Below are 26487 nucleotides of genomic sequence, written 5' to 3' on the forward strand. Positions count from 1 at the left end.
ATCCCCGCCCCATCCGCTCCTAAGGCGCTGGTCATCCACCCAAGACTGAGGCTATTGCTACCAGGGTCAATCCGACAGCGACCATCAAAAGCCCGGTACGCCATGGATGTCCCGAATGACGGCCAAGGGTATAACCGGTCGAAAATAGCAAAGCGATGGCTATGACATTGGAGACGCGGAGAGCGATGACAGCGTTTGTTATGAACAAAAAGGGTGCGACGACCGGAAAGGTAAGTAGAAAGATCAACAGGAATACAGCCAATGCGCCAACAAAGTCTTGCGCTCGAGGCCGCGCGCGCACCTCCTCCCGCGACAAACTTATTAAATGCAACCGAATCCGATCGAGGTCACCAGCCGAAAGCGCCGGCACGACCAGGGCTGGCAGCGCGTCTGCAATGATCCTTCGGGCGGCAATCGCACTATCTGCGGCGCGTACGGCTTGAAATGTGCGCTCGGAGAGCCTTCGTTCTGCCATCGAACTCATGAAAAACATAACCGCATCAATGATGCCCCACGCCAGGTTGCAACCGAGCGCTCCGATGAGCATCGCCTTGACATCCGCTCTGCCGGCTTGCGCGGCGCTGAGGGAACTGGTGAAAGTCATCACCATGATTAATCCAAAGAGAATCTCGCTTGCGCGATCTACCGGGTCGAGCACGCGACGAAAAGATGCGTTGGCGCCGGCATCTGGGGTTGCTCTGTCCATTACGGCTTTGCCTCGACTGTCGGTTATTGTCCCCCGCCGGGCGGCAGCAGAAACAACGTTGGCCAAAGATAATAAACACCGCGAGGACCATGATACTAGGCCGAGCGTCCGCCGTTGCACAGCAGGGTTGCCGCCATCCTCGCAATCAACATCATTGCCACCTCGCCAATATTGCAAGCTCATCGGCGCCGGGCGAATGGCATAGATGACAAGTCCAATACGGGCGCCACGAACAGAGCGATCTGGGCTGCACTGCCAAGTGCGATACCAACACTCAAGTCGAGGTGGTCCCTCCGTGCCGCGGAGAACGCGGTTGTCATCTCCGCGGGGGGAAGCATTATTGTACCTTGTTCCTTCAAATGAGAAGGTCCGTCCATTCACCAGCCCTTCTTACGGATGCTTTATACCGCGCTCCCTTATTGCGCCGGTGCGAGCGCCAGTTCTCCCATTTCTTGCCGTCGATCTCCGCCGGCGCGGCCAGTACTTGTGCGTGCGGAAGACGATCATGGACCAGACGGGACGTTTCAAGGTGCCATTTCCCGCCAAATGACGATGGACGTCCTCGGGATCGTCCGCCCTCGGCGAAATAGGGCGCACAATCCATGCCCCCGAATTGAAACCTGGCGCCGGGTCCGGCGATGCGAATTTTCGACGATTGCTCTGTCCGCGCCACCTATTTCGCTCGGGACACGGCCGATGAAATGGAAATTCGGCAACTTGCTATGGCGCTATACGAGCGTACCGATTCGAACTGGGCCTGCGATCACGGCCCCACACTCACCCTCGGCTGGGTGTGGAGACTGTTTGCATCCCCTTCGCTGGCGAGATACAACAAGGGTTTGACGATGTCCGCCGGTCTTCAGCGGACTGCGCCCCGCCGGCTTCAGGGGTGGATGGCTGTAGAGGGCCGGCCCAGGCCAGCGATCTCCCTGTGGGGAAATTGCCATTCAATCCAATTTGATGTGTTTGATAGAGATCAATGCCTGACAGGGAGCATTGCTTTACATGCAATCAGAGATTGGGACCGAACTTCGGTCAAGCCGAGGAGTGGATTTATGCCTCAGCCCACCATCCCGACATTCGCAGATATCTTCGCCTATTCGCTCGATGCCTGGCAGCGCTCAGTCCTGTTTCTCGACATCATGCGCCAGCGTGCAGAACAGTACGAGGAACACACCACGCGCACCGCGCCCCATGTATTGGACTACGATGCAGAACTCCTTCTAGACGGCCGCACGCTCGCCCGGCCGGCGAATTATGCGCTCGCCCGCATCGTTCCGCCGGGCGGAGTGGTGATCGACCCGTTGAAACGGCCCTTTGTCGTCGTCGATCCGCGTGCCGGCCACGGACCTGGAATCGGTGGTTTCAAAGCAGACAGCGAGATCGGCGTGGCGATGAAGGCCGGCCACCCGTGCTATTTCATCGGTTTCCTTCCAGAACCTGTTCCCGGCCAGACGATCGAGGATATCGCCCACGCGGAAGCGGTCTTCCTCGAAACGGTCATTGCCCGCCATCCCCAAGCCGACGGCAAACCCTGCGTGATCGGCAACTGCCAGGCCGGCTGGGCGGTGATGATCCTCGCATCCCTGCGCCCGGAGCTGTTCGGACCGATCATCATCGCGGGTACGCCACTCTCATATTGGGCAGGGGTCAGAGGACAGTATCCGATGCGCTATTCCGGCGGCCTGCTCGGCGGCAGTTGGATGACGGCGCTTACCGGCGATCTCGGCGCCGGAATATTCGACGGCGCGTGGCTGGTCCAGAATTTCGAGAACCAGAACCCCGCCAATACTTTCTGGACCAAGCAGTACAATCTTTACTCGAAGCTAGACACCGAGGCTGAGCGCTACCTTGGTTTCGAGCGCTGGTGGGGCGGGCATGTGCGGCTAAACGCCGAGGAGATGCAGTTCATCGTCGATGAACTCTTCGTCGGCAACAAGCTCGCGGCCGGAGAGATCCGCACCTCTGATGGCACCGCCATTGACTTGCGCAATATTCACTCGCCGATCGTCGTCTTCTGCTCGAAAGGCGACAATATCACGCCGCCCCAGCAGGCTCTCGACTGGATCCTGGACCTGTACGACAGCGTCGACGAAATCCGCGCCCACGGCCAGACCATAGTCTATGCCATACACGAGAAGGTTGGCCATCTTGGCATCTTCGTCTCCGCAGGCGTCGCCAAGAAGGAGCACGACGAGTTCGCGTCCAACATCGATCTGATCGATGTGCTGCCGCCGGGTCTCTATGAAGCGGTGCTGGAGCCCGTGAGCGAAGTTGCCGAGGGTAGTGACTTGATCGTAGGTGAGTGGGTGATGCGCTGCGAGGCACGAACGCTGGAAGATATTAGAGCGCTCGGCGGCAACGATCTCGAAGACGAGCGTCGCTTCGCCGCAGCCGCGAAGGTCTCCGATATCAATCTGGCACTTTACCGCACGTACCTGCAACCCGCGGTCAGGGCCATGGTGACACCGCGGATGGCCGAGGCGTTGCGACGCATGCATCCGCTGCGCCTGCAGTACGAGGTCTTCGGCCCAAGCAATCCCTTCGTCGCCTGGATAGAGGCGGCGGCCGAGCATGTTCGCGACAACCGCAAGCCGACAGCCGCCGAGAACCCATTCCAGGCGCTGCAGGAAAATATGTCGCAGCAAATTGTCGACGGGCTGGAGACCTGGCGCCGCACAATGGAGCGCCTTTCGGAAGAGACTTTCCGCGTTGTCTACGGCTCGCCTCTGCTGCAGTCCTCGCTTGGAATCGACAGCAAATCCGACCGCCGGCCGCGTAAGCCGGCGAAGAGCCATTTGCACGAGGCGCTCCTCGATGCAAGGATCGCTTCGCTCAGAGCCGAGATTGCTGCGGGTGGGCTTCGAGAGGCCCTCGCCAGGGCCCTGCTGTTCGTCGGACAGGCGCGCGGTGGTGCCGACGAGCGAGGGTTCGAGGCGATCCGCCGGCTGCGGCGCGCCCATCCGACCGCAAGCCAGTTGTCGCTTCCGGAGTTTAAGGCGCTGCTGCGCAAGCAATACTTCATACTGCTGATCGACGAGGAAGCGGCACTCGCGGCAATTCCGAAACTGCTGCCGGAAGACATTGAAGAACGTCGCTCCCTCTTCAACGCTCTGCGTGACGTGCTGCAGGCATCTGGAGCGATTACAGGGGCGGCTGCCGAACGAATGGAGCGCGTCGAGAGCCTCTTTGGCCTCGGTGGCGAGACGGTGCCATTCGTGGCCCGACTGCACGCGAACGCAAGACATCCTGATTGAACCGTTAGGAGGTTCCGCAAGTGTCCGAGATGACTGCACTGACGGCCGAGCCGTCCAAGTACGACCGCCTGATCGCCGCCGCGCAGGCCGAAACGCCGGCAGCCACGATCGTTGCCCATCCGTGCGACGAGACTTCGCTGCGCGGCGCGCTTGAAGCGGCGGAAATGGGGCTGATCAAGCCGGTACTCGTGGGACCGGAAGCGAAGATCCGCTATGTGGCGGCCGAGCACGGACTGGAAATCGGCGGCCGAGAGATCGTCGACGCACCCCATAGTCACGCCGCGGCAGCCAAGGCGGTCGCGCTCATTCGCGAAGGTAAGGGCGAGCTTTTGATGAAGGGGAGCCTGCATACCGACGAACTGATGCATGCGGTCGCCGCCTCCGCTACCGGTCTCAGGACCGATCGGCGGATCAGCCACGTCTTCGTCATGGATGTCCCCGGCCATGCCGACACGCTCTTCATCACGGACGCTGCAATCAACATTTTCCCGGATCTCGAAGCCAAGCGCGACATCGTGCAGAATGCGATCGACCTCTGGGTGACGATCGGACTCGGTGAGCCGCGCGTCGCCATCGTTTCGGCGGTGGAGACGGTCACGACGAAGATTCCTTCGACAATCGAAGCGGCGGCGCTCTGCAAAATGGCGGAGCGTGGCCAGATTACGGGCGGTCTCATCGACGGGCCACTCGCCTTTGACAACGCGATCGACCCGAAGGCGGCCCTCATCAAGGGCATCAGGTCGCCGGTTGCTGGCCACGCCCAGATCATCGTTGTGCCAGACCTTGAGGCCGGTAACATGCTCGCCAAGAATCTGACCTTTCTTTCCCATGCCGACGCGGCCGGTATCGTTCTCGGCGCGCGCGTGCCGATCGTTTTGACGTCGCGGTCCGACTCAGTGCGAACCCGCCTCGCTTCCTGCGCAGTCGCCGCGCTCTTCGCGGCCCGGCGGTGCGTGGCACAAGTAGCAGCGGCGGTCTAGTTCCATGGACGCGATCCTCGTCATCAACGCCGGCTCATCGAGCCTAAAGTTCCAGGTTTTCAGCATCGCCGGCATGGGCCTGGAACGGGAGATCCGTGGGAAGATCGACGGCATTGGCACGCGGCCGCGCCTACAGGCGACGGCAGCCGATGGGACCCAGCTCATTGAACGCGCCTTTGACCGCGCCGCCGTCCGCGATCTTCCCACTGCTATCGCGGAGGCGCGCAGCTGGCTCTTGGCGCTGGAAGGTTTCAAGCTGTGCGCCGTCGGCCACCGCGTCGTGCACGGCGGGCCGGACTACGTGCGGCCCGTTCTCATAGACGCGGGCGTACTGGACCGTCTGGCGAGCTACCAAGATCTCGCGCCGTTGCACCAGCCCAACAACCTGGCGCCGATTCGGCTCGCCATGGAAATCAACCCGGACGTGCCGCAGGTTGCCTGTTTCGACACGGCCTTTCATCGGGGCCACGCGGAGCACACCGATTGCTACGCGCTGCCAAGACATTTCTACGATCAGGGCATTCGGCGCTACGGCTTTCACGGACTTTCATACGAATTCGTCGCCGAGCGGCTGCGCGAGGTGGCGACGAAGGTGGCGCGCGGTCGGATCATCGTTGCCCACCTCGGCAGTGGCGCTTCGATGTGCGCGTTGCGAGACGGCCGCAGCATCGAGAGCACGATGGGCTTCACAGCGCTCGATGGCCTGCCGATGGGAACCCGGCCAGGCCAGCTCGATCCGGGCGTCATCCTTTATCTGATCATCCACAAGGGCATGAGCGCGCAAGCCGTCTCAGATCTGCTCTACCACGATGCCGGTCTCAAAGGGCTTTCCGGCCTGTCAAACGACATGCGCGATCTTCTCGCGAGCGACGATCCCCATGCGCAACTTGCTATGTCGCATTTCGTGTATCGATGCGTTCTCAATGCGGGAATGCTCGCGGCGGCATTGGGCGGCGTCGATGCCTTCGTGTTCACGGCTGGCGTCGGCGAGAACTCCGCTCGTATTCGGGCACGGATCGTGGAGGGCCTCGCGTGGGTCGGGGCGGAGCTCGACCCGGCGGCGAACGAGGCTGGCGCCATGTTGATCTCCACGGCTGCGAGCCGCATCGCCTTGCATGTCATTCCGACCGACGAGGAATTGATGATCGCGCGTCACACGCTCGCGCTCATCAGTGCCCCCAACGCCTGACCCAGGAGGCAAGCCGATGTCCATTCCCACCGTCAAGACCAAGCTTCTCGAGGGTCGCAAGGGCCTAATCGTCGGCATTGCCAATGATCGATCGATCGCTTGGGGCTGCGCCAGGGCCTTTCGCGCCCTCGGAGCGGAGCTTGCGGTGACCTACCTAAACGACAAGGCAAAGCCACATGTCGAGCCGCTGGTGCGGGAGCTCGAGTCCCCGATCTTCCTACCTCTAGACGTTGCTGTGCCAGGCCAGATCGAAGCGGTCTTTGAGCACGTCACCGAGGTTTGGGGAGAGCTCGATTTCCTCGTCCACTCGATCGCTTTCTCTCCGAAAGACACGCTTGGTGGGCGCGTCACTGACGCTCCGCGAGAGGGTTTCCTGACCACAATGGAGATATCCTGCTGGTCCTTCATACGTATGGCCCAGCTCGCGGAGCCGTTGATGAAGAATGGCGGCACGCTCTTCACCATGACCTACTACGGGTCACAGGTGGTGGTGGAAAACTACAACATCATGGGCGTCGCGAAGGCGGCGCTCGAAAGCGCCGTCCGCTACATGGCCGCCGAACTCGGCGCCAAGGGCATCCGAGTGCATGCCATATCCCCCGGGGCGCTTGCCACTAGGGCCGCCTCTGGCATACCTGAATTCGACGCACTGCTTGAAAAGACGAAGCTGAAGGCGCCGACGCGCGAACTCGTCGATATCGATGACGTCGGTATGGCGACGGCGTTTCTCGCGCACGATGCAGCGCGGCTCATAACCGGCCAGGTGCTTTACGTCGATGGTGGCTACCACATCATTGACTGATGTCCGACCGACACGGTGCCAAACCCTCCTGATGCCAACGATTCAGTGGTGTTTGGCTTCTTTCGATCGGGCCGACCGGATAGATGAATGCGGAGAATAAATTGCAGGGATGTCGCGGCTGTCGGCACGAGCATCATGCAAGCGGGCGTGGATGCCCTCCACCTTGTAAGGCCGCTCGGACTGGTCAATTGAAAGCAGACGGCCACTGTCGTCGATCATCCCAATTGTTGCACCAATACAGGAACAGTCACGAGGAGAACCCTTATGTTCTTTGGGAGCTCGGGTCTGATTCTGAACACGGTAAGTGGTCGGAGAAAAGCGACGTTGTAATCGGTCGCCGTTACTTGCCGGATACGCGTCGCCACGTCCCTATCGGGCTTTAAAATGTCGCCGGTCCTAAACAAGAAAAACACCACGATGGAGAGAATGTTCCCCAATATTCATGTCGGACGGGACGTAGGCGCAAAAAAGCCGGTCAACCGGCCTTCCTGCAGCGATTGCCAGTACATCGGTGGTCCGCCAGATGGAGATCCCCTTAGCTGTCATCGTGACAAGAACGTGCAGTTCACATAACATATGGACGTCCGGTGGTCTTCGCCGTTTTCACCCCGCCCCGATCATTCATTGAAGAACATCAGCCTCTTCGGTGTCACGACGCCGGCCGGTCGGCGGCGTTTGCGTGCCAGCCGGGACCGCGGCCAGATTCCGCGGAGCCGCGGAGGGCGGTCCCAGTCTTTGATATCACATACAGCTGCCTTTCGAGTATTGATCTCTGTCACGTCCAGACGGGCCGAATGCGCTTCCGGTGCGGCTGAGTTCGGTGGGCGAGGTGTCTTTGACAAACACGATCCACCCGGGGTCGGTTCCGCGCGTCAGCTCCACTGGGCGACGCCGTCGGGAAGCGTCTGGCAACACGTTTCGACAAAATTAGCTCCTACAAGGTCCCCATTTGCCGGGGCAAGTGTGCATATTGATTGCAGTCAATGCCGGCCGGTTTCTTTTAGCTTACCTTTTGTTCGACCACGTCGGCGAGAGACATCTTTTCGACAGTGACTCGTTTCACGCCGGATGCGTCGAGGGGGGAGGATTTCGCCACCAGACCGGGAATCTTGATGAGCCACGGTTTGATCGTCGCTGGGCTGAGTGGAGGCAGGTTTAACTTAAGGGTTCCCTAGTGAACCGGGTGCTCTTACCGGAGTTTGATCTATATGCTTGTCAAGGATGTGATGACGACAAAGGTCATCAAACTGTCTCCTGACAACAGCGTCAGACAGGCAGCCAAGCTGATGTTCGAGCATCACGTAAGCGGCATTCCTGTCGTTGACGACGAAGGGCGGTTGCTTGGCGTCATCAGCGAGGGCGACCTGATCCGCCGGACGGAACTCTGCAGTGAAGCATCGGCCTTGATGGTCGACATGACACTTGCCCCCGATGATAGAGCCAGCGCCTTTGTGAGGCGGTGCTCGTGGAGAGTCGGCGACGTCATGACCGCCGATCCCGTTACCATCGACGAAGATGCGTCCCTTGCGCGTGTCGCAAGGCTCATGCATGAACTTGGCATTAAGCGCATTCCCGTCATGCGGAATGGAGAACTGGTCGGCATCGTCAGCCGCGCCGACCTGTTGCAGGCAATTTTTTCGGCTAAGAAGGACGAGACGGCCGCCGGCGATGAAGCCATTCGACGCAGCATCCTTGTTCGCCTCGGCGAGAACACTGGTCTGGAAGAGTTGAATCTGACCGTTACTGTTACCGAGGGCATCGTGCATTTTTGGGGCAAGGTCGAGTCGGCCGCTTGCCGGAAAGCAGCGCGCATCCTCGCTGAAGGCGTTCACGGCGTTCGGGGCGTGGTAGAGCATTTCCCAGATCCTTATACTAATTAGCTCGCTCGCCTAATCAATACCGACCCCGAAACGCGTCGCTGAAGTCGTACGAAATTAGGGGAAATTGAAAATGGCACAGATGATGAAGGCGGCCGTCGTTCGGCAGTTCCGCAAACCGCTCACCATCGAGGACGTGGAGGTCCCAACTCCTCGATCGGGCCAGATACTCGTGAAATATGAAGCGACCGGCGTGTGTCACACCGATCTGCACGCGGCGAACGGCGATTGGCCCGTAAAGCCGAGCCCGCCGTTCATTCCAGGGCATGAGGGCGTCGGCTTCGTCGCTGCCGTGGGCGCAGGCGTGAAACGAGTGAAGGAAGGTGACAGGGTTGGAGTGCCCTGGCTGCACACCGCCTGCGGCTATTGTCCCTATTGCCGGACCGGTTGGGAGACCTTGTGCGCGACGCAGTCGAACACCGGATACTCGGTGAATGGCACTTTCGCGGAATTCGGGTTGGCGGATCCCGACTTCGTCGGCAACCTTCCGGATCGATTGGAGTTCGGAGCGGCTGCCCCCGTTCTCTGCGCTGGGGTTACCGTCTACAAGGGGCTGAAAGAAACGGAAGTCCGTCCCGGTGAGTGGGTAGTCGTCTCGGGTGTCGGCGGTTTGGGCCACATGGCAGTGCAATATGCGAAGGCAATGGGCATGCACGTCGCAGCTGCCGATATATTCGAGGACAAGCTCGCCCTGGCGAGGCAACTCGGGGCCGACATTACCGTCAACGGCAAGGCAGACGATGCCATTGAGCAAGTGGCAAAAGCCACCAACGGCGGCGTTCATGGAGCACTTGTGACCGCGGTCTCTCCCGCCGCGATGGAACAGGCCTTCGAATTCATGCGATCGAAGGGGACGATGGTCCTTGTCGGCCTCCCCCCCGGGATGGTTTCCCTGCCTGTGTTCGAAACAGTCCTGAAGCGCATAACCGTGCGTGGATCGATCGTGGGCACCCGCCAGGACCTCGAAGAATCGCTCATCTTCGCGGCGGAGGGCAAGGTGACGCCTCATTTTTCCTGGGAAAGCCTGGAGAGCATCAACGACATCTTCCATCGCATGGAAGCAGGCAAGATCGATGGCCGCATAGTCATGAGACTGCAGTAACGTTGCATAACAGGATTTTGACGGGGAGGCTCCGATGACTTCGGTTGAAACGGCAGTGATGAACGAAACAACATCAGGCAAGTCACACGGAGCGACCGCGCTGTCCTCAGAGGAGCTTCGCCTGATGGACGCCTACTGGCGGGCTTCGAACTATCTTTCGATCGGTCAAATCTACCTGCTCGACAATCCCCTGCTGCGAGAGCCGTTGAAACGTAAGCACATAAAACCACGTCTGCTCGGTCATTGGGGAACGTCGCCGGGCCTGAACATGCTGTACGTGCACCTCAACAGGATCATCAAGCGCGACGATCTCAACATGATCTACGTCATCGGTCCGGGGCATGGTGGGCCCTCCCTGGTGGCGCATGCCTATCTGGAGGGGACGTACAGCGAATTTTATCCGGACATCGGCCAAACCACCGAGGGAATGCAGCGGCTCTTCAAGCAGTTCAGCTTTCCCGGCGGCATTCCTAGCCATGTCGCCCCAGAAACCCCAGGGAGCATTCACGAAGGCGGCGAGCTCGGATATGCTCTGAGCCACGCCTACGGAGCGGCATTCGACAACCCCGACCTTATCGTCGCATGTGTCGTTGGTGACGGCGAGGCCGAGACAGGACCTCTCGCGACCGGTTGGCAAGGCAATAAGTTCCTGAATCCGGCACGGGACGGCTGTGTGCTACCAATCCTGCACTTGAATGGATACAAGATCGCCAATCCGTGTTTCCTCGCCCGCATCCCCCACGATGAATTGCAAAAATTCTTTGAGGGCATGGGTTACAAGCCTTATTTCGTTGAAGGGCACGAGCCGGACAACGTTCACCAGGAATTGGCCGGAGTCCTCGATACTGCCTTCGCCGAAATTCGCGAGATTTGGGACGACGCCCGCACCAGAGGCAATCTGAAACGACCCGCGTGGCCGATGATTGTTTTGCGTACGCCCAAGGGCTGGACATGTCCCCCAGAGATCGACGGCAAGAAGTGTGAAGACTATTGGCGATCGCACCAGGTGCCGATGGGCGAGATGGACAAACCGGAGCATATCCTCATCCTCGAGCAATGGATGAAAAGTTACCGTCCGGAGGAGCTTTTCGATGACGATGGGAGGCTAAAGCCGGAGCTGGCTTCGCTGGCGCCGACCGGACGTCGTCGAATGAGCGACAACCCTCACGCCAATGGTGGGCTGCTGTTGCGCGATCTTAAGATGCCCACTTTCCGGGACTATGCGGTGGATGTTCCACGCCCCGGAGCGACGACGGTGGAAGCCGCGCGCCTCATGGGCAAGTTCTTGCGGGACGTGATGAAGCTTAACATGGACAGCCGGAACTTCCGCCTGTTCAGCCCCGACGAGAACAACTCCAATCGATGGCAGGATGTGCTCGAGGTCACCGATCGTTGCTACATGGCCGAGATCTTTCCCGAGGATGATCATCTCTCGCCGGATGGCCGCATCATGGAGGTCCTGAGCGAGCACCAGTGTCAGGGTTGGCTCGAGGGCTACCTATTGACGGGCCGCCATGGATTCTTCTCCTGCTATGAAGCCTTCATCCACATCATAGATTCGATGTTCAATCAGCACGCCAAGTGGCTCAAGGTGTGCAACGAGATACCGTGGCGCCGGCCGGTCGCCTCGCTGAACTACTTCCTCAGTTCCCATGTCTGGCGGCAGGATCACAACGGGTTCAGCCATCAGGATCCCGGGTTCATCGACCACGTCGTGAATAAGAAGGCGGACGTAATTCGCGTCTACCTGCCGCCAGACGCCAACACGCTCATTTCGGTGACCGACCATTGCCTGCGCAGCCGCAATTACATCAACGTTGTGGTTGCCGGTAAGCAGCCAGCTCCGCAATGGCTGACTATGGAGCAAGCCGTTCGGCATTGCAGCATGGGCCTTAGCATTTGGGATTGGGCGAGCAACGACCGCGGTGGCGAGCCTGATGTGGTCATGGCCTGTTGCGGCGACGTCCCAACCCTCGAAACCTTGGCTGCCGTCCAGTTGCTGCGCGAGCACCTTCCGGAGGTGAAGGTGCGGGTCATCAATGTAGTCAACCTGATGAAACTGCAGCCGGCGGAAGAACACCCCCACGGCTTGTCGGACCGGGACTTCGATGGTCTTTTCACCAAGAACAAGCCCATCATCTTTGCCTTTCATGGCTATCCCTGGCTGATACACCGGCTGACCTATCGCCGGACGAACCATGGAAACCTTCACGTGCGCGGCTACAAGGAAGAGGGCACGACGACGACGCCATTCGATATGGTTGTCCTCAACGAGCTCGATCGCTTCCATCTCGTCAGCGACGTGATCGATCGGCTGCCGCAGCTCGGTGCACGGGCTGCCTATTTCAAGCAAGCCATTCAGGCCAAGCTAATCGAGCATCGGGAATATATTGAGAAATATGGCGACGACATGCCGTCGATCAGTGGCTGGCAATGGGGCGTCAAGGGCGCGGAGCAAGTGCGGGGCGCGACCTCCACGGAAGGCGATAATGCCTAGCTGCGACAGGAACTCTGCCGCATAGATTGAGGGATCGGTCTGATGGTCCGATCGATTGACGAAATTGAAGACGCCAGTGCTGCGCATCCGGTCGGCGCGCGCCCCGACATCGCCCTGCTTTCGAACGGCCAATACAGCCTGCTCCTGACGGAGTCTGGTGCCGGCTCTGCATCTTGGCGCGGCCTCGATGTCACCCGTTGGCGGGAGGATGGCACCCGAGATTGCTGGGGTCAATTCTGCTACATCCGTGACCTTGGCGATGGAAAGGTTTGGACAATCGGCCCGCAGCCGATTTGTCGGGCGAATGCGGTTTACGACCACCGCTTCTACGGCGACCGCGCCGAGTTTTGCTGTTCGGTAGGGGACATCGAGATCTGGTCGGAGGTCTGCGTCGCGACGAATTGCGATGCCGAAGTGCGGTTGCTTCGACTGTTCAACAGCGGCACGACCGCGAGAGAACTTGAGCTGACGAGCTATGCTGAAATCTGCCTTAATGGTCGACGCGCCGACAGTGCACATCCGGCCTTCGCCAAGCTCTTCGTAGAAACGTGGTTCGACGCAGAAACCTCCGCATTGTTCGCCCGCCGTCGACCACGCAGCGCATCGGAGAAGGCAATTTGGGCCGTGCATATTTCCGCATCAAGCGCAGACGGTCAGCCTTCGGTCGAGTTCGAGACGGACCGTAACAGGTTTCTTGGCCGAGGACGGACGCCGTCAAACCCAAGCGCACTGAAGCCTGGCAAGGGCCTGTGGGCCACGACGGGGCCCGTGCTCGACCCCATCTTCAGCCTGCGCAGAAGAGTGCTTCTGAAACCCACGGGCACCGAGCGTATCGCATTCGTGACGGGCGCGGCGGACAGTGAGGTGGAGGTAGCCGCCATCGCAAGGCGGTTCGCAAACGTCGATGCCGCTGGCCGGTCGCTGTCAGATGCGCTTGAAAACTACGCCAAGGAACGCGCGTCTTCCAAGCTCTCCCCGGACAAGGTAGCCGCCTACAACCAACTCTCAGGAAGCCTGGCATTCTTTGATTCCGGCTTTCAAGACCGTGGCACCCCCGGCCAAGAGCCGCTGAGCTCGGGGAACCTGTGGTCGGCGGGGATATCCGGAGATCTCCCGATTTTGCTGCTGCGCACCGACACGACGAACACAAGCCCTCTCGTTGAGGAGGTTATCGACGCTCACGCCTTCATCACCAGCCGTGGGCTTCCCTTCGACCTAGTCCTGCTCGAGGAGAGCGGCTCGATCGAAACGATGCAGATACGCGACAAGGTGAAAGATGAAGTGGAGAGCGCGCCTATGGGCTCCGGAGGCGTTCATTTCTTGTCCGCGTCCGATATATCAAGCGCCTCAGCGAATGCCATCGCTGCCGCGGCCCGCGTCGTCCTTTGTTGCAGCCACGGGTCGCTTGCCGATCAGCTGGAGCCGAAGTCGACGGTGAAGCTTCCTGCTTCGAAGCACACTGAGACAAACTTCTCTGACGTTCCTCAGAAGCAAAGCGCGCCGGTACGGACTGACTTGCTATTCTGGAACGGTCGCGGCGGATTCTCTCCGGATGGACGCGACTATGTGATCGCAACGGGCGTCGGGGAAGGGACGCCAACGCCCTGGTGCAACGTGATAGCCAATCACGAGTTCGGCTGCCTCACCAGCGAAAGCGGCCTTGGCTATAGCTGGGCGGGCAACAGCCAATTGAACAGGCTCACACCCTGGTCGAACGATCCGGTGTCGGATCCCCCCAGTGAGATCATCTACTTGCGCGATGAGCAAACCGGAGAGTTTTGGACGCCGACGCGCATGCCTCTGGGGCAATCTTCAACGAACACCGTGAGACATGGGCAGGGTTACAGTTGCTACGAGAGCGTTGGCAGGCTTCTGCATCAGGAAATGACGGTGCATGTCCCGGTCGCGGAACCGATCAAGATCGTCCGCCTTGCCATCCGCAACGAGGGAACGGAAATGCGCTCTCTTACCGCCACCTATTACCTGGAATGGGTGCTCGGTACGTTGCGTGAGAACGCTTCCGGGCGGGTGGAATGTGAATTTGACACCGAAACGGGTGCCATCATTGGGCGGAACGTCTGGGAAAGTGATTTTTCCAAAAAGCTGGCATTCGTTGCCTCGAGCGCGCCGCTGCGTTCTTTTACCTGCGACAGGCGCGAGTTCCTCGGCAAGCACGGGTCCGTGTTTCAACCGGTGGGACTGGAGGGCTCCAATCTCAGCGGCGCCGTCGGATCCCTCATCGACCCCTGCGCTGCGCTCATGGTCGAGGCGTCGGTTCCCGCCTCCGAAAGCGTCGAAATTGTCTTCGTGCTCGGTCAAACAGATAGCCTCGATGAGGTCCGCCGGCTCGCCCGTGAATATGCCCGACCAGAGGGTGCCCGAAACTCTCTCGCAATTGTCTCTCGCCAATGGGAACGGCTGCTGAGCTCGGTCACCATTCGAACGCCGGAAACGGCCTTTGACCTCATGATGAACCGCTGGCTACTTTATCAGGTACTCTGTTGCCGCATCTGGGCGCGAACGGGTTTCTATCAGTCAGGCGGCGCATATGGATTTCGGGACCAACTCCAAGATGTGGCGGCCCTGGTGCATTGCGCGCCCGATGAAGCGCGCGCCCACATCCTTCGAGCCGCTGCGCGTCAATTCACGGAGGGTGATGTTCAACACTGGTGGCATCCTCCGTCGGGCGTCGGGGTACGGACTCGCATGACTGATGACCTCTATTTCCTGCCCTACGTCGTCCAGCACTACGTTTCGGTCACAGGGGATTACGAGCTTCTGAGCGAGCGGGTTCCTTTCATCAAGTCGCCGCTGCTAGCCGAAGGCCAGGAGGAGAGTTTCGGCGTTCCGCGGGTTAGTGAGGAAAGTGGGACCATTTATGAACACTGTTGCCGCGCGCTGGATCGGGGTTTTCGGCTCGGCAGCCATGGACTTCCGCTCATGGGAACGGGGGACTGGAACGACGGCATGAACAAGGTGGGCGCCGGAGGTAAAGGCGAGAGCGTGTGGAACGGGTGGTTCTTTCTGACTGTGCTCAGGTCGTTTGCCACCATCGCATCAACGACTGGCGACGAGAAACGGGCGGCATGGTGCCGCGAGTCCGCCGAGGTGTTACGCACGTCGTTGGAGACGCAAGCCTGGGACGGCTCCTGGTATCGGCGTGCATATTTCGATGATGGCACGCCCCTTGGCTCCTGCCTGAACGATGAGTGTCAGATCGATGCCATCCCCCAGGCTTGGGCGGTGATCTCCGGTGCCGCTGATGCCGAACGGGCTTCCAAGGCAATGCAGGCGGTCTGGGAGCGGCTTGTTCGTCCCGACGACAAGCTGATCCAACTTTTCGATCCACCCTTCGACAAGGGGGCGCTGCAGCCGGGTTACATAAAAGGCTATGTGCCGGGAATTCGAGAGAATGGAGGGCAGTATACCCATGCCGCCGCCTGGGTCGTATGGGCCACTGCCTTGCTAGGGGATGGAGACCGGGCTTTTGAGCTCTGGAGTATGCTCAATCCCATCAACCATGCACGTTCTCCCGAAGACTCCGAGCGTTACATGGTTGAACCATACGTCGTCAGCGCTGACGTCTACAGTGCGTTTCCCCATACCGGCCGCGGGGGCTGGACCTGGTATACGGGATCGGCCGCCTGGCTGTATCGCATCGGCCTGGAAGCTATTCTTGGCGTCCACCGGGAGGGAAGCCATCTTTTCGTCGAGCCGTGCATTCCGGCGCAGTGGCCCGGGTACGAGGTGGAATTCCGGTACGGGACAGCTACCTATCACATCAGAGTGAGCAGGGGTTGCGAAGCCGGCGAGAGGCCGCGCCCGCTGACCCTCGACGGCGAGCACCTCCCGGGACGGAGCATTCCACTCGTGGACGACGGACGAGACCACGACGTCCGCCTGGCGGTCGGCTAGCCATGTCGGAATTGCTGTCGACCGATCCTGACCTAAGCCGGATGCCGACCGATCAGGATCTCGCTCGGTTGCAGTTCACGACGCTCCTCTACTATCTGCATTGCACCAACCCGGACAACGGGCTCGTTCGCGACAAGACGCAGCCCGAGGCTCCGGCGAGCATTGCCGCGATCGGCATGGCCCTTGCCACAATCCCCGTGCTCGTGGAGCGGGGGATCATCATTCGCAAGTTCGCCTCGAAAATAGCGCGCCGACGGCTCAGATGTCTCCTGGAGTGTCCCCAGGGACCTGAACCTGACGCGTCCGGCTACAAAGGCTTCTTCTATCATTTCCTTGACATCGAAACCGGCAGACGCGTGTGGGAGTGCGAATTGTCCACCATCGATTCAGCCTTCCTTTTCGCAGGAGCGCTGACTGTCGCCGCCTATTTCGAAGGGGATGCAGATGAAGAAATCGAGATTCGCCGCCTGGCGAGCGCGCTTTACGAACGCGCCGACTGGAACTGGGCTTGCGATCACGGGCTCACGCTGACCCATGGCTGGTGGCCCGAAAAAGGGTTCATACCCTATCGATGGCGCGGCTACGACGAAGGCCTGCTGCTCTACATTCTTGGCCTCGGTTCACCCACGCATCCGCTGCCGCCGGAATCCTATGGCGCCTACACCGCAAGTTACGACTGGCGGAACCTTTACGGGCGCGAACTGCTCTATTCGGGACCGCTGTTCACCCACCAGCTTTCCCATATGTGGATCGATTTCCGCGGCATCCGTGACGCATTCATGCGCGAGCACAACAGCGACTATTTCCAAAACAGCCGGCATGCGACCTTCGTGCAACAGGAATACGCCATACGCAATCCCTTGAACTTTGTCGGCTATGGCGAGCACTGCTGGGGGTTCACGGCCAGCGACGGGCCCGGTTGGACCAAGCGAAACATCGACGGCGCCGACAGGGAGTTCTTCGACTATATCGCCCGCGGCGCACCATACGGGCCGGACGACGGAACCGTGTCCCCGTGGGCAGTCCTCGCTTCGCTGCCATTTGCGCCGGAGATCGTAATCCCGACTGTCTGGAACTTTGCGCGCATGAATCTCGGCATGACGCGACTCTACGGATTCAAACCCTCTTTCAACCAGACCTACGCCGTGGAAAACAGCGAAACCGGGTGGTGGGTCAGCCCCTATCATTTTGGTATCGACCAAGGTCCTGTCGTTCTGATGATCGAAAACTACAGAACCGGGTTGCTGTGGAACATCATGCGTCGTTGCGAGCCGCTGGTAGTGGGCCTGAGGCGAGCCGGCTTCTCGGGTGGCTGGTTATGAAGCGGGGTAAGGCGATTAGCGGAATGCCGACATCATTAGACCTTCTCTGCAGAAAGGAATTGCCATGAACAAGGGCTTGCTCTCTGATCAGGATGCCGGGATCTCCAGAAGAGATCTCCTCGTGATGGCGGGCACTGCCGCCGCCACACTCGCAAGCTATGGCCATACGGCGCGGGCGGCGCCTGCCGGAGGCGCCTTTGCAATTGACGAGGTCAAGCAAGGCGAGGACGTCTTTGCCTATGTCAACAGGATCAAAGGAGGGTTTGATCAGACGATTTACCAACAGGTGATCGGCGCTGCGAACGCGTTCAAAGAAGGAGATCGAGCGATTGGCGTGGGGGCTGAAGATGAGACCACGCGAAAGAACGCTCGCGCTCTTTTGGCAAACACGAAGATCGAAGACCTCCACCGGCGCCCGCTGTTTGAGGATGATCTGCAAAAATTGATCTGGCAGACGACGGACCAGCCCCGGTACGAAAAGGTCAAAGACTGGACCATGGGACAACTGAAGGAATTTCTTCTGGCCGAACCGGAGGAAAACATCAAGGGCATCATGAATGGCCTGACCAGCGACACGATCGGCTTTGTCCCGAAACTGATGAGCAATGAGCAGCTGGTCTCCCTCAGCCAAAAGATCTTCAACGTAATGCCGGGCACCAAGATGGGGGCCAAAGGGTACATGGGCGCCCGGATACAGCCCAACTCTCCAACGGATCACCCCGACGACATCGTCTGGCAGGTTTTCGACGCCTTCTCCTATGCAACCGGGGACATTGTCATAGGCACTAATCCGGTGGACAGTACTGTAGCGAGCGTCGTTGCCGTCGAACGCGCGCTCAAGGATATCGTCGATACTTTCGGGCTTGGTGAAGTGATTCCCTGGTGCGTGCTCGCACATATCGATGTCCAGGCCGAGGTAAGCGACAGTTTCCCAGGAACGGTCTCCACGGTGTTTCAGAGCCTTGCTGGGACGGATGATTGCAACAAGATCTTCGACATCACCAATGAGAAAATTTTAAAGTACGCGCGCGCGAAGGAGGGGGAAAGATACGGCTTTTACTTCGAAACCGGGCAGGGCTCGGAATTCACCAACGGTGCCGAAAACGGCGTCGACATGATGGTGCTCGAGTCCCGAAAATACGGCTTCAGCAGAGCGGTGGGGATCGAACTCGCAAAGGTGCAGCCCAGGGGCGCATGGCTGCATATCAACGATGTTGCCGGTTTCATCGGGCCGGAGGTCTTCAAGAGCCGTGAACAACTAGTCAGATGCTGCCTCGAAGATATGGTCATGGGCAAGCTCCATGGACTTACTATCGGTCTGGATATCTGTACGACCCTGCACATGACGGTCAGCCTTGAAGACCTGGACTGGTGCCAGGATCAGATCATGCCGGCCAATCCCGCTTACCTGATTGCGCTACCCACCAAGAACGACCCGATGTTGAGCTATCTCACCACGTCGTTCCAGGATCACGTGCGGATCAGAGAAAGATTTGGCTTCAAGGTCAACGATGCGATGTGGGACTTCTACAAGCGTATAGGGATCGTTGGCGAAGACAACAGCTACACAGCCAATTATGGAGATCCACTCTGGGTGTATTATCAGTACCGACTCGCCAAAGGAGACGTACGTTCCAAGGACGCTATCTACGTCGAGGGCGGCCAGAAGATGCGGGAAGTAGAAGCAAGAGGTGTCGACCTCGCCACAGGGCATGGAGAGAATATTTGGGATCTCAATGCAACCCTCGCGGCCAAGGTGAAGAGTCTCTACGACGACGCCAAGCAGTCTCTCTGGGCGGAGCTCACCCCGGAGTTTATCGCCGCCTTGCCTGACGTCGTGCCCGTCAGTACCTTATCCAGGGATCGCAACGATTACATTGCCCACCCGAGCACAGGTGAAACGCTGAGCCCGGATGCAATCGCGCAGCTTCAACAAATAAGAGATGCTTGGGAAGGCAACATGCCTAAGGGCCAAATCGTCATCTCAGACGGTCTGAACCCCAAGGCCATCATGGACGACGGACATCTTGCGCCCTACCTCGAGGAGATGCGCCGGTTGCTCGCCGAAGCCGGTGTCACGATGAGTGACAAGAACATCATGGTGACCAGCGGAAGGGTGCGGGCCGGCTATCGAATCGGTGAAGTGCTGTTCGAAAATGCGGATCCCAACAGCTTCAGGGGCATTCTCCATGTCATCGGGGAGCGGCCCGGAACCATTCACCACGCCTACTCGGTCTACATCACCGTCGCCAAGGGCAAGCAATGGTCCGAGAAGAAGATCGACCACCACATGACGAAGCTGGTGAGCAATGTCGCAGACACTGCCTTGGCACCAAAGGAAGCTGCCAGGGAAACGTTGACGATTATCCGGGAGATCGTCGGCAAAGATGTGAATGGCAGCCGGCGTCATGGCTACTGATGAATTAAGGAGTAGGCACTAAGCCGGCATTGGAACGATTCAAGGCGCGCACGACGCTTCATCTTGCCACTTTTTCTCGGCCACGATCATCTGACGCTCTCAGATTAAGCCGTAGATTTTCGTTCCGCCGTCGCCGAGAGCCCCAATCAGGTGGTTATGATGGCTACTGCGCCGGGACCTTAGCGTGGCGCTTGGGACTGCTTATTCAGATGTGCCAGGAACTGTTGATCGCTGTCGATGCACCGGCGCTCTCAGCCTCTCTTCAATTGTCTGGGTGTTCCCGTCGGTCATCGTCCCCTCCAGTGGAGCGTAACGTCTGCCTCGAGGAAAAGCGTCAGCACCCGCTCCCAAGCAGTTCGCATATCGTATCGGCTTTTTATACAGCGTCGCCATTGTCAAGTAGGCGCAGTTTTTGCGTTCCTCGGACGCGGATTTCGTTCCGACCTGGCTCACTCAGTGGGCAGGCTGGCGGGCTAGCCTGGGACAACGGGCAGGTCATTGCTGACGCTCGACGTCTCATCGCCAGTGCTCGATTTGAGTACAACGGATTTCCTGTGATCTCGGGACCAAGCCATTTCGGATGCGGGGGATCATCCCACCAGTTTCGCAACTCTATTTCAGCGACGATCAGGCCACAGTTTGCGCCGAAATAAACGTCGACCTGCCACAGGTGATCAGCATATTGAATTTGGTATCGCACCTTCTCTACAGTACCCAAGGCGAATTCGAACATCCGCAACGCGTCGGAGTACGGTATCGCATATTCATACTCCTCGCGTGTGATGTGGCCTCTGCGGAACTTGGCTGTCAAAGTCGCGCGCTGGGCGTCGATTAATCTGAGGCGCAATGTCCGGGGTTTCGTTGCAATCAGATAGGCTTGCCGAAGCGCGGTCCCGGTAGAAGCAATGCTCCGCCACCCATCATCTAAGACCTGGAACTTGCGCTCGATCTCGATTGCCATCATATGCCTATGCTGCGTAGCGAACATACCCTGCTTCGGAGAGGTTTTGCCTGACGCCGCGCTTGCGTCGGCGACAAGAAGGGTGTCGTCGTCCGGCCAACTGCCCTCCCAAATGGTCCGCTCAGCCCACGGCAGCCTCAGTCGTTGACTACTGCCCACTTGTCGTCGGGATCGAAGCGGTCGATGAACGGCACGATCTCCTCTGTGCTGGGCCCGAGATCCCGTTCGTAGACGATACCCTGCTGGTTGAGTACGAAGGTCTTGACGCCTGTCTCGGCATATTTGACCGGCCAGGCGATGAGGCCGAATCCGGCGATCATATTATCGTTGATGACATAGTCGTATCGGCCGCCTGCGATGTTGTCGCCCTGGGATGTCAGGATGCGGTAGCGATAGCCGAAATAGCCTTCACCTGCCTTGGCCCTCTCCAGAGCTGCCTCGCTGATAGCGTCGCCAACCGGGCTCTCGCCATCGCCTTGATCGGCCGGCCAGTAGAGGCCGTCGGTCTGGCCGGGATTGCTGATCAGCTTCTGGGCATACTCGAGCACACCATCGGCGTCGCGATCCTGATTGGCGTAATCCTTTTGGGCCTCGACATAGGCGCGCGCCGTCTCAATCGCCTCCAGCTCGTTCTCGCCGACGCGGCGGTTGACGATCTCCTCAAGCCCAACATAGGTGTCGAAGGCCCAATTGCCATCCTCGCCCTTGCTGATCGGAAACGGCAGTGGCCAGAGCCGATCGCCGATCTCGATGATCTTGCGGCCCTCCAGATCGCGAACATGGATATTGCGGGCTGCACCCTCGCGAATCTGCGTGAAGGTGTCCATTGCCCCTTCGCCGGTCCTGAGTTTTGCCGCGTCGAGACCAAGCAGCTTGGCGACGCCGTCGAAATCATTGGCGGCAAGTGCCGATCTCAACGCCTCCACCGCTTTGACCGGATCATCGAATACCGGCGGATCCTCGGCCGCGGCGAAGTCTTCAATGTTTTCCGGCGGCTCAACCTGCGCGAAGCTTAAATTGATAGGTACGACCGCGAGCGTGAGGGCGATCGCCGGTCCAATAAGAAGCGGATGAAAGAGCTTGCTCATGATCATTCTCCCGTGCCCGCTCAACGTCTTCCGCCGCCGCGTCCGCCACCGCGGCCACCGCCGCCACGGGCCACCGGAGGCCGCCCGCCACCGCGGCTCATCTGCGGCCTTCCGCCGCTGCGATGACCGCCACCCATGCTATGACCGCCGCGCCGCGATGAAGCGACCTCGCGCCGACCATGATTGACGTTACCGAGGCCCGACGGCTTCTTTGGCCGGTTCTGCGCCTTCGAGGCCATCTTCTTCTTACCCGCCGGCCGGTTAGCCGAGGGCTTCTTGCCCTTCGGCCGATTGACGCTCGGCTTGTTGCCGCCGGCTTTTGCCTTGGCCGTTGCCTTGCCGCCGCCCGGCCGGGCGGCGGCTTCCCGCCTCGGCTGCGCCTTCAGTCCCTCGAGCGTGCTCTTGCGCACGTCCTTGAGCTGACCGCCTCCGCTGCCCGGGCGCGCCTGTGGCCGCTGCCGGTTGATCTCGGCGGCACGGTTACGTAGGTTGTTGTCGCCCTTGGCCTTGATGTTGTTCTTGAGGTTCGTCCGGTCGAACTTATTGAGCTGGTCGCGGTCGAAGCTGAGCTTGCTGCGGTCGACATTTTTCCAGTCGATGTCGTTGAAGTTGAGCTTGCCGTCAAAATCGATGTTGTTAAAGCACTTGTTGCAGTCGACGTCGATGTCGCCGTCCCAGTCGCCGCCCCAGACGCCCCAATCGTCCCAATCAACGATGGCGCCGAAGATCGCGCCGGTGACGGCACCGGCGAAGAAGGCCGCGCCTGGATACCAATAGGCCGGGTAGGGCTCGTCGTAATAATCAATCGGCACCGGCGCGTAGCCCGGCTCGTAGAGCATCTCCGGCGGGTACTGCGGCACATAAATCGTTTCCGGGCTCGTCGATTGGATGATGATGTTGTCACCCTCTTCGACCACTGTCATCTTGTCGTCGGTCTTTATGATGTCCTTTGCGACCGCCTCGTCGCGCAGTTGCTGGATGGCGATCAGCACATCCTTCTGCTGATTGGCGATCGCGTCGCCGAAGCTCTGCGTCCATTCGAGGTCCTCGCTCATCATCTTGACGATCTCTGGATAGTTCAAAAGCGAGATGACGCTGCCGTCCCAGCTTTCCTTCGGCTTCAGGTCGGGGTTTTTCTTCTGGGCCTGAAGGAAGCGCTCCGCCTCGATAATTTGCAGAGGGAAAAGCGAAGCGGCCGAGACCAGTGCCACCAGCTGGTCCGGATAAAGCGCGATCCGGGCGACCAGAACCTCGAGTTCATCGTCGCTGAGCGGTTCGGGCGCCGCCTCGGCGGGCATAGGCGATGGAGGGCTTTGCTGGGCCAGCGCGAGACTGCCAGGCGTCAGGAGCGCCAGAGCAACTGCAGTGGCGCGGCAAAGAAAGAGAAGCCGCTGTTTGTTCATTTTCCTCCCCCGGGCCCGAGCTTCACGAACGGGTTGGCGATGCGCGACCAATATCGTCACGCCAGACTTGGCTCATGGTTGAGCGTTGGTTGCAGGAGGCCTGGCAGGTGGTTTCACCTGTCTGTTGATTGTACCCGTAGCGTCCGTATCCGGCGTTTCTGTCGCGCCTCTGCGCTTGAGGAGGTACTTGTTAATCGGCTCTCGCTGACCGTCTATGGTGCGCTGGTTTATGTCGATGCCCTCGTAGTACTCGTCTGCGCCAGCGGGCGCCGCGGCACCTAACACCAGCGAAAAGAGAATCATCACCGTTCGTTTTTTCGGAGTCTTGCACATTGTCAAATTCCTCCTGCCTGCAGGCCATACCTCCTTTTTATTATGTACCGAAGGGCAGGTCGTTGATCGCAATCAACATGAGACAAAATTACTTCCACCCCCCTTACTGGAGCAGCAACCGAGCTTTGAACGGAAACTGGCGTGGTCGGCCGCCATTTGTCTCAAATCAATGACACACCGGCGGTCCATTCCTAGAATTCGAGAAGTGGAACGGGCGCGTCTTACCGACGAAACCTGGCTCGCCGGAGTGGTCGTACTGCTCGCGATCTCCGCCTGTTTGCGGTCGATTGGAAAGATAGGCCCGCTCTGAGCGTGGGTGGGGCAAGTTGCTAAAGGCTCCAGTTCAAGGGGGAGACGCGTATGCGCAACTTTGGGGTTCATTCGGAAGTCGGTAAGCTCAGAACCGTGATGGTGTGCAGACCATCCTTGGCGCATCAACGACTAACCCCGGCCAATTGCCACGACCTTTTGTTCGATGATGTCATCTGGGTTCACGAAGCTCAGAAGGATCATTTCGATTTCGTTCTGAAGATGCAGGAAAGAGGAGTCGAGGTCTTCGAACTCCATGATCTCCTGGCCGAGACCCTCGCGGATGCGGATGCGCGCAAGTTCGTCCTCGATCGTCGGATAACGCCCAATGTTATGGGCTCCCAGATTGCCGAGGCGATGCGCCCGTGGCTCGACGAGATGGATACGAAACAGCTCGCCGCTTACCTCATCGGCGGAATTGCCATCGCGGACCTTCCCGAGGGCAGGGGCAAGAAGCTGATGGTTGGCGCCTTCGGGGGACTGGAATTCGTTATCCCGCCCATTCCAAACACGCTTTTCCAGCGCGATCCATCCTGCTGGATCTATAGCGGCGTGACGTGCAATCCGATGTTCTGGCCCGCGCGCCGTGCCGAAACGCTGGTGCAGCGGGCGATCTATAAGTTTCATCCGACGTTCAAGGGAGGCGACTTCCACATCTGGTGGGGCGACTCGGACGAGCAGTTTGCCAATGCGACGATGGAGGGCGGGGACGTTATGCCAATTGGCAATGGCACCGTGCTCGTCGGAATGGGGGAGCGGACGACCTACCAGGCGGTCGGGCAATTGGCAAAGGCCCTCTTCATGAATAAGGCAGCAACCCGGGTCATCGGCTGCCTGATGCCGAAGAGTCGGGCCGCGATGCATCTCGATACGGTATTCAGTTTCTGCGACCGTGACGTCGTGACGCTTTTCGCCGACGTGGTGGACCAGATCCGCTGCTATAGCCTGTACCCCGTCGATGACGACGGCAATTTCGAGGTGCGCGCCGAAGACCGTCCGATGCTCGAAGTCGTCAGCGAGGCTCTGGGCATCCGGAAGCTAAGAACTGTCGCCACCGGCGGCAATGCCTACGAGGCGGAGCGAGAGCAATGGGACGACGGCAACAATGTCGTTGCGCTCGAGCCAGGAGTGGTCGTCGCCTATGACCGCAACACGCACACGAACACGCTTCTGAGGAAGGCCGGCATCGAAGTCATCACGATCCGCGGTGCCGAGCTGGGGCGAGGGCGAGGCGGCGGCCATTGCATGACATGTCCCATCTGGCGAGAGCCGGCAAATTGACGAATTCCACATTCTGACTTTTGGCAATGGAGCAGCATCATGAGTTTCAATCTTCGCAATCGCTCGCTTCTGACGGTGCAGGACTATACACCGCGCGAGTTTCGTTACCTCCTTGATCTCGCGCGCGATCTGAAGCGTGCGAAATATGCGCGAACGGAGCAAAAGCACCTGGAGGGGAAGGAAATCTGTCTCATCTTCGAAAAGACGTCGACCCGTACCAGATGCGCCTTTGAAGTTGCCTGCTCCGATCAAGGTGCCAACGTTACATACCTGGATCCTGCTGGTTCGCAGATCGGTCACAAGGAATCGTTCAAGGATACGGCGCGCGTCCTCGGGCGCATGTATGACGCCATAGAATACCGCGGCGCTTCCCAGCACGGTGTGGAGACGCTCGCCCGATACGCGGGGGTGCCGGTTTATAACGGCCTAACCGACGAATATCATCCGACGCAGATGATCGCCGATGTGATGACCATGCGTGAACATGCGGACAAGCCCATCGCCGACATCAAGTATGCCTATGTGGGCGATACAAGGTCGAACATGGGGCATTCGTTGCTGATTGTGGGCTGTCTGCTTGGAATGGACGTGCGGATATGTGGCCCTCGGTCACTTTGGCCCTCAGAAGAATATCGAAGCATCGCCGAGAAACTTAAAGAAAAATCGGGAGCGCGGCTGACAGTCACCGACGAACCCGAGGCCGCGGTACAGGGCGCCGATTTCATTCACACCGACGTGTGGGTATCGATGGGCGAACCGAAAGAAGTCTGGAAAGAGCGAATCCAGTTGCTGACGCCGTACCAGGTCAATGCGGATTTGATGAGGGCGAGCGGAAACGCGCAGGTCAAGTTCATGCATTGCCTGCCGGCCTTTCACGATACCGAGACAACGCTCGGGAAGCAAATCGCCAGCGACTACGGAATGGACAACGGTCTCGAGGTGACCGACGACGTCTTCGAGTCCGAAGCGAACATCGCGTTCGAGCAGGCGGAGAACCGGTTGCACACGATCAAGGCCCTGCTTGTCGCAACGCTGGGAGATTGAGC

17 protein-coding genes and 1 pseudogene are annotated in these 26487 nt (G+C 59.3%); 12 read left to right on the plus strand and 6 right to left on the minus strand.

Annotated features, from left to right (window positions below; all coding sequences use genetic code 11):
• Positions 1–31 precede the first annotated feature (31 nt).
• The gene (locus ACFHWW_RS24790) at positions 32–706 is read right to left on the minus strand and encodes a VIT family protein (protein WP_379941414.1); all 675 of its coding nucleotides are present in this window, start codon (positions 704–706) and stop codon (positions 32–34) included.
• A 23-nt stretch (positions 707–729) separates the two neighbouring features.
• Positions 730–1032: pseudogene (locus ACFHWW_RS24795) on the minus strand (calcium/proton exchanger); the annotation flags it as partial.
• Between the two features lie 729 nt (positions 1033–1761).
• Here ACFHWW_RS24795 and ACFHWW_RS24800 point away from each other — a divergent pair.
• From ACFHWW_RS24800 to eutB, 10 genes are all read left to right on the plus strand, one after another.
• On the plus strand, positions 1762–3963 hold the full coding sequence (locus tag ACFHWW_RS24800) for a DUF3141 domain-containing protein (RefSeq protein WP_379941416.1): 2202 nt from the start codon (positions 1762–1764) through the stop codon (positions 3961–3963).
• A gap of 20 nt (positions 3964–3983) precedes the next feature.
• Complete coding sequence (locus ACFHWW_RS24805; RefSeq protein ID WP_379941418.1) at positions 3984–4943, plus strand: phosphate acetyltransferase; 960 nt, start codon at positions 3984–3986, stop codon at positions 4941–4943.
• Between the two features lie 4 nt (positions 4944–4947).
• The gene (locus tag ACFHWW_RS24810) at positions 4948–6132 is read left to right on the plus strand and encodes an acetate/propionate family kinase (protein WP_379941420.1); all 1185 of its coding nucleotides are present in this window, start codon (positions 4948–4950) and stop codon (positions 6130–6132) included.
• 16 nt (positions 6133–6148) lie between these two features.
• Positions 6149–6934 (plus strand): enoyl-ACP reductase FabI, encoded by a 786-nt coding sequence (gene fabI, locus ACFHWW_RS24815; protein WP_379941422.1) that lies wholly within the window; start codon positions 6149–6151, stop codon positions 6932–6934.
• Positions 6935–8142: 1208 nt separating this feature from the next.
• Positions 8143–8814, plus strand: a complete 672-nt coding sequence (locus ACFHWW_RS24820) for a CBS domain-containing protein (RefSeq protein WP_379941424.1) — start codon at positions 8143–8145, stop codon at positions 8812–8814.
• 70 nt (positions 8815–8884) lie between these two features.
• On the plus strand, positions 8885–9913 hold the full coding sequence (gene adhP / locus ACFHWW_RS24825; RefSeq protein ID WP_379941426.1) for an alcohol dehydrogenase AdhP: 1029 nt from the start codon (positions 8885–8887) through the stop codon (positions 9911–9913).
• 34 nt (positions 9914–9947) lie between these two features.
• A complete protein-coding gene (locus ACFHWW_RS24830; RefSeq protein WP_379941428.1) occupies positions 9948–12410 on the plus strand; it encodes a phosphoketolase in 2463 nt (820 codons plus the stop codon).
• A 42-nt stretch (positions 12411–12452) separates the two neighbouring features.
• Complete coding sequence (locus tag ACFHWW_RS24835; RefSeq protein ID WP_379941430.1) at positions 12453–16325, plus strand: GH36-type glycosyl hydrolase domain-containing protein; 3873 nt, start codon at positions 12453–12455, stop codon at positions 16323–16325.
• 2 nt (positions 16326–16327) lie between these two features.
• Positions 16328–17647, plus strand: a complete 1320-nt coding sequence (locus tag ACFHWW_RS24840; protein WP_379941432.1) for a glucoamylase family protein — start codon at positions 16328–16330, stop codon at positions 17645–17647.
• 64 nt (positions 17648–17711) lie between these two features.
• Entirely contained in the window at positions 17712–20066 is a 2355-nt protein-coding gene (gene eutB, locus ACFHWW_RS24845; protein ID WP_379941434.1) for an ethanolamine ammonia-lyase subunit EutB, read from the plus strand.
• Positions 20067–20442: 376 nt separating this feature from the next.
• Here eutB and ACFHWW_RS24850 read toward each other — a convergent pair whose 3' ends face one another.
• The 4 genes from ACFHWW_RS24850 to ACFHWW_RS24865 all read right to left on the minus strand — a co-directional run bounded on the left by ACFHWW_RS24850 (position 20443) and on the right by ACFHWW_RS24865 (position 23851).
• The gene (locus ACFHWW_RS24850) at positions 20443–21027 is read right to left on the minus strand and encodes a CYTH domain-containing protein (RefSeq protein ID WP_379941436.1); all 585 of its coding nucleotides are present in this window, start codon (positions 21025–21027) and stop codon (positions 20443–20445) included.
• A 137-nt stretch (positions 21028–21164) separates the two neighbouring features.
• The gene (locus ACFHWW_RS24855) at positions 21165–22115 is read right to left on the minus strand and encodes a DUF2950 domain-containing protein (protein WP_379941438.1); all 951 of its coding nucleotides are present in this window, start codon (positions 22113–22115) and stop codon (positions 21165–21167) included.
• Between the two features lie 20 nt (positions 22116–22135).
• On the minus strand, positions 22136–23518 hold the full coding sequence (locus ACFHWW_RS24860) for a DUF3300 domain-containing protein (RefSeq protein WP_379941440.1): 1383 nt from the start codon (positions 23516–23518) through the stop codon (positions 22136–22138).
• Positions 23519–23590: 72 nt separating this feature from the next.
• Entirely contained in the window at positions 23591–23851 is a 261-nt protein-coding gene (locus ACFHWW_RS24865) for a hypothetical protein (protein ID WP_379941442.1), read from the minus strand.
• Positions 23852–24211: 360 nt separating this feature from the next.
• Here ACFHWW_RS24865 and arcA point away from each other — a divergent pair, with 360 nt between their 5' ends.
• Together arcA and ACFHWW_RS24875 are read left to right on the plus strand one after the other, a co-directional pair.
• Positions 24212–25441 (plus strand): arginine deiminase, encoded by a 1230-nt coding sequence (gene arcA, locus ACFHWW_RS24870; RefSeq protein ID WP_379941444.1) that lies wholly within the window; start codon positions 24212–24214, stop codon positions 25439–25441.
• Between the two features lie 39 nt (positions 25442–25480).
• Positions 25481–26485, plus strand: a complete 1005-nt coding sequence (locus tag ACFHWW_RS24875; RefSeq protein ID WP_379941446.1) for an ornithine carbamoyltransferase — start codon at positions 25481–25483, stop codon at positions 26483–26485.
• Positions 26486–26487: the final 2 nt, after the last annotated feature.

The sequence above is a fragment of the Sinorhizobium sp. P24N7 genome (genome assembly GCF_042436655.1).
In the GTDB taxonomy this organism is placed as follows: domain Bacteria; phylum Pseudomonadota; class Alphaproteobacteria; order Rhizobiales; family Rhizobiaceae; genus Sinorhizobium; species Sinorhizobium meliloti_A.

Coding starts and splice junctions, on each gene's coding strand:
- ACFHWW_RS24790 (WP_379941414.1), bottom strand. CDS start 706: ATGGACAGAGCAACCCCAGATGCCGGCGCCAACGCATCTTTTCGTCGC.
- ACFHWW_RS24800 (WP_379941416.1), top strand. CDS start 1,762: ATGCCTCAGCCCACCATCCCGACATTCGCAGATATCTTCGCCTATTCG.
- ACFHWW_RS24810 (WP_379941420.1), top strand. CDS start 4,948: ATGGACGCGATCCTCGTCATCAACGCCGGCTCATCGAGCCTAAAGTTC.
- fabI (WP_379941422.1), top strand. CDS start 6,149: ATGTCCATTCCCACCGTCAAGACCAAGCTTCTCGAGGGTCGCAAGGGC.
- ACFHWW_RS24820 (WP_379941424.1), top strand. CDS start 8,143: ATGCTTGTCAAGGATGTGATGACGACAAAGGTCATCAAACTGTCTCCT.
- adhP (WP_379941426.1), top strand. CDS start 8,885: ATGGCACAGATGATGAAGGCGGCCGTCGTTCGGCAGTTCCGCAAACCG.
- ACFHWW_RS24830 (WP_379941428.1), top strand. CDS start 9,948: ATGACTTCGGTTGAAACGGCAGTGATGAACGAAACAACATCAGGCAAG.
- ACFHWW_RS24835 (WP_379941430.1), top strand. CDS start 12,453: ATGGTCCGATCGATTGACGAAATTGAAGACGCCAGTGCTGCGCATCCG.
- ACFHWW_RS24840 (WP_379941432.1), top strand. CDS start 16,328: ATGTCGGAATTGCTGTCGACCGATCCTGACCTAAGCCGGATGCCGACC.
- eutB (WP_379941434.1), top strand. CDS start 17,712: ATGAACAAGGGCTTGCTCTCTGATCAGGATGCCGGGATCTCCAGAAGA.
- ACFHWW_RS24850 (WP_379941436.1), bottom strand. CDS start 21,027: ATGGCAATCGAGATCGAGCGCAAGTTCCAGGTCTTAGATGATGGGTGG.
- ACFHWW_RS24855 (WP_379941438.1), bottom strand. CDS start 22,115: ATGAGCAAGCTCTTTCATCCGCTTCTTATTGGACCGGCGATCGCCCTC.
- ACFHWW_RS24860 (WP_379941440.1), bottom strand. CDS start 23,518: ATGAACAAACAGCGGCTTCTCTTTCTTTGCCGCGCCACTGCAGTTGCT.
- ACFHWW_RS24865 (WP_379941442.1), bottom strand. CDS start 23,851: ATGTGCAAGACTCCGAAAAAACGAACGGTGATGATTCTCTTTTCGCTG.
- arcA (WP_379941444.1), top strand. CDS start 24,212: ATGCGCAACTTTGGGGTTCATTCGGAAGTCGGTAAGCTCAGAACCGTG.
- ACFHWW_RS24875 (WP_379941446.1), top strand. CDS start 25,481: ATGAGTTTCAATCTTCGCAATCGCTCGCTTCTGACGGTGCAGGACTAT.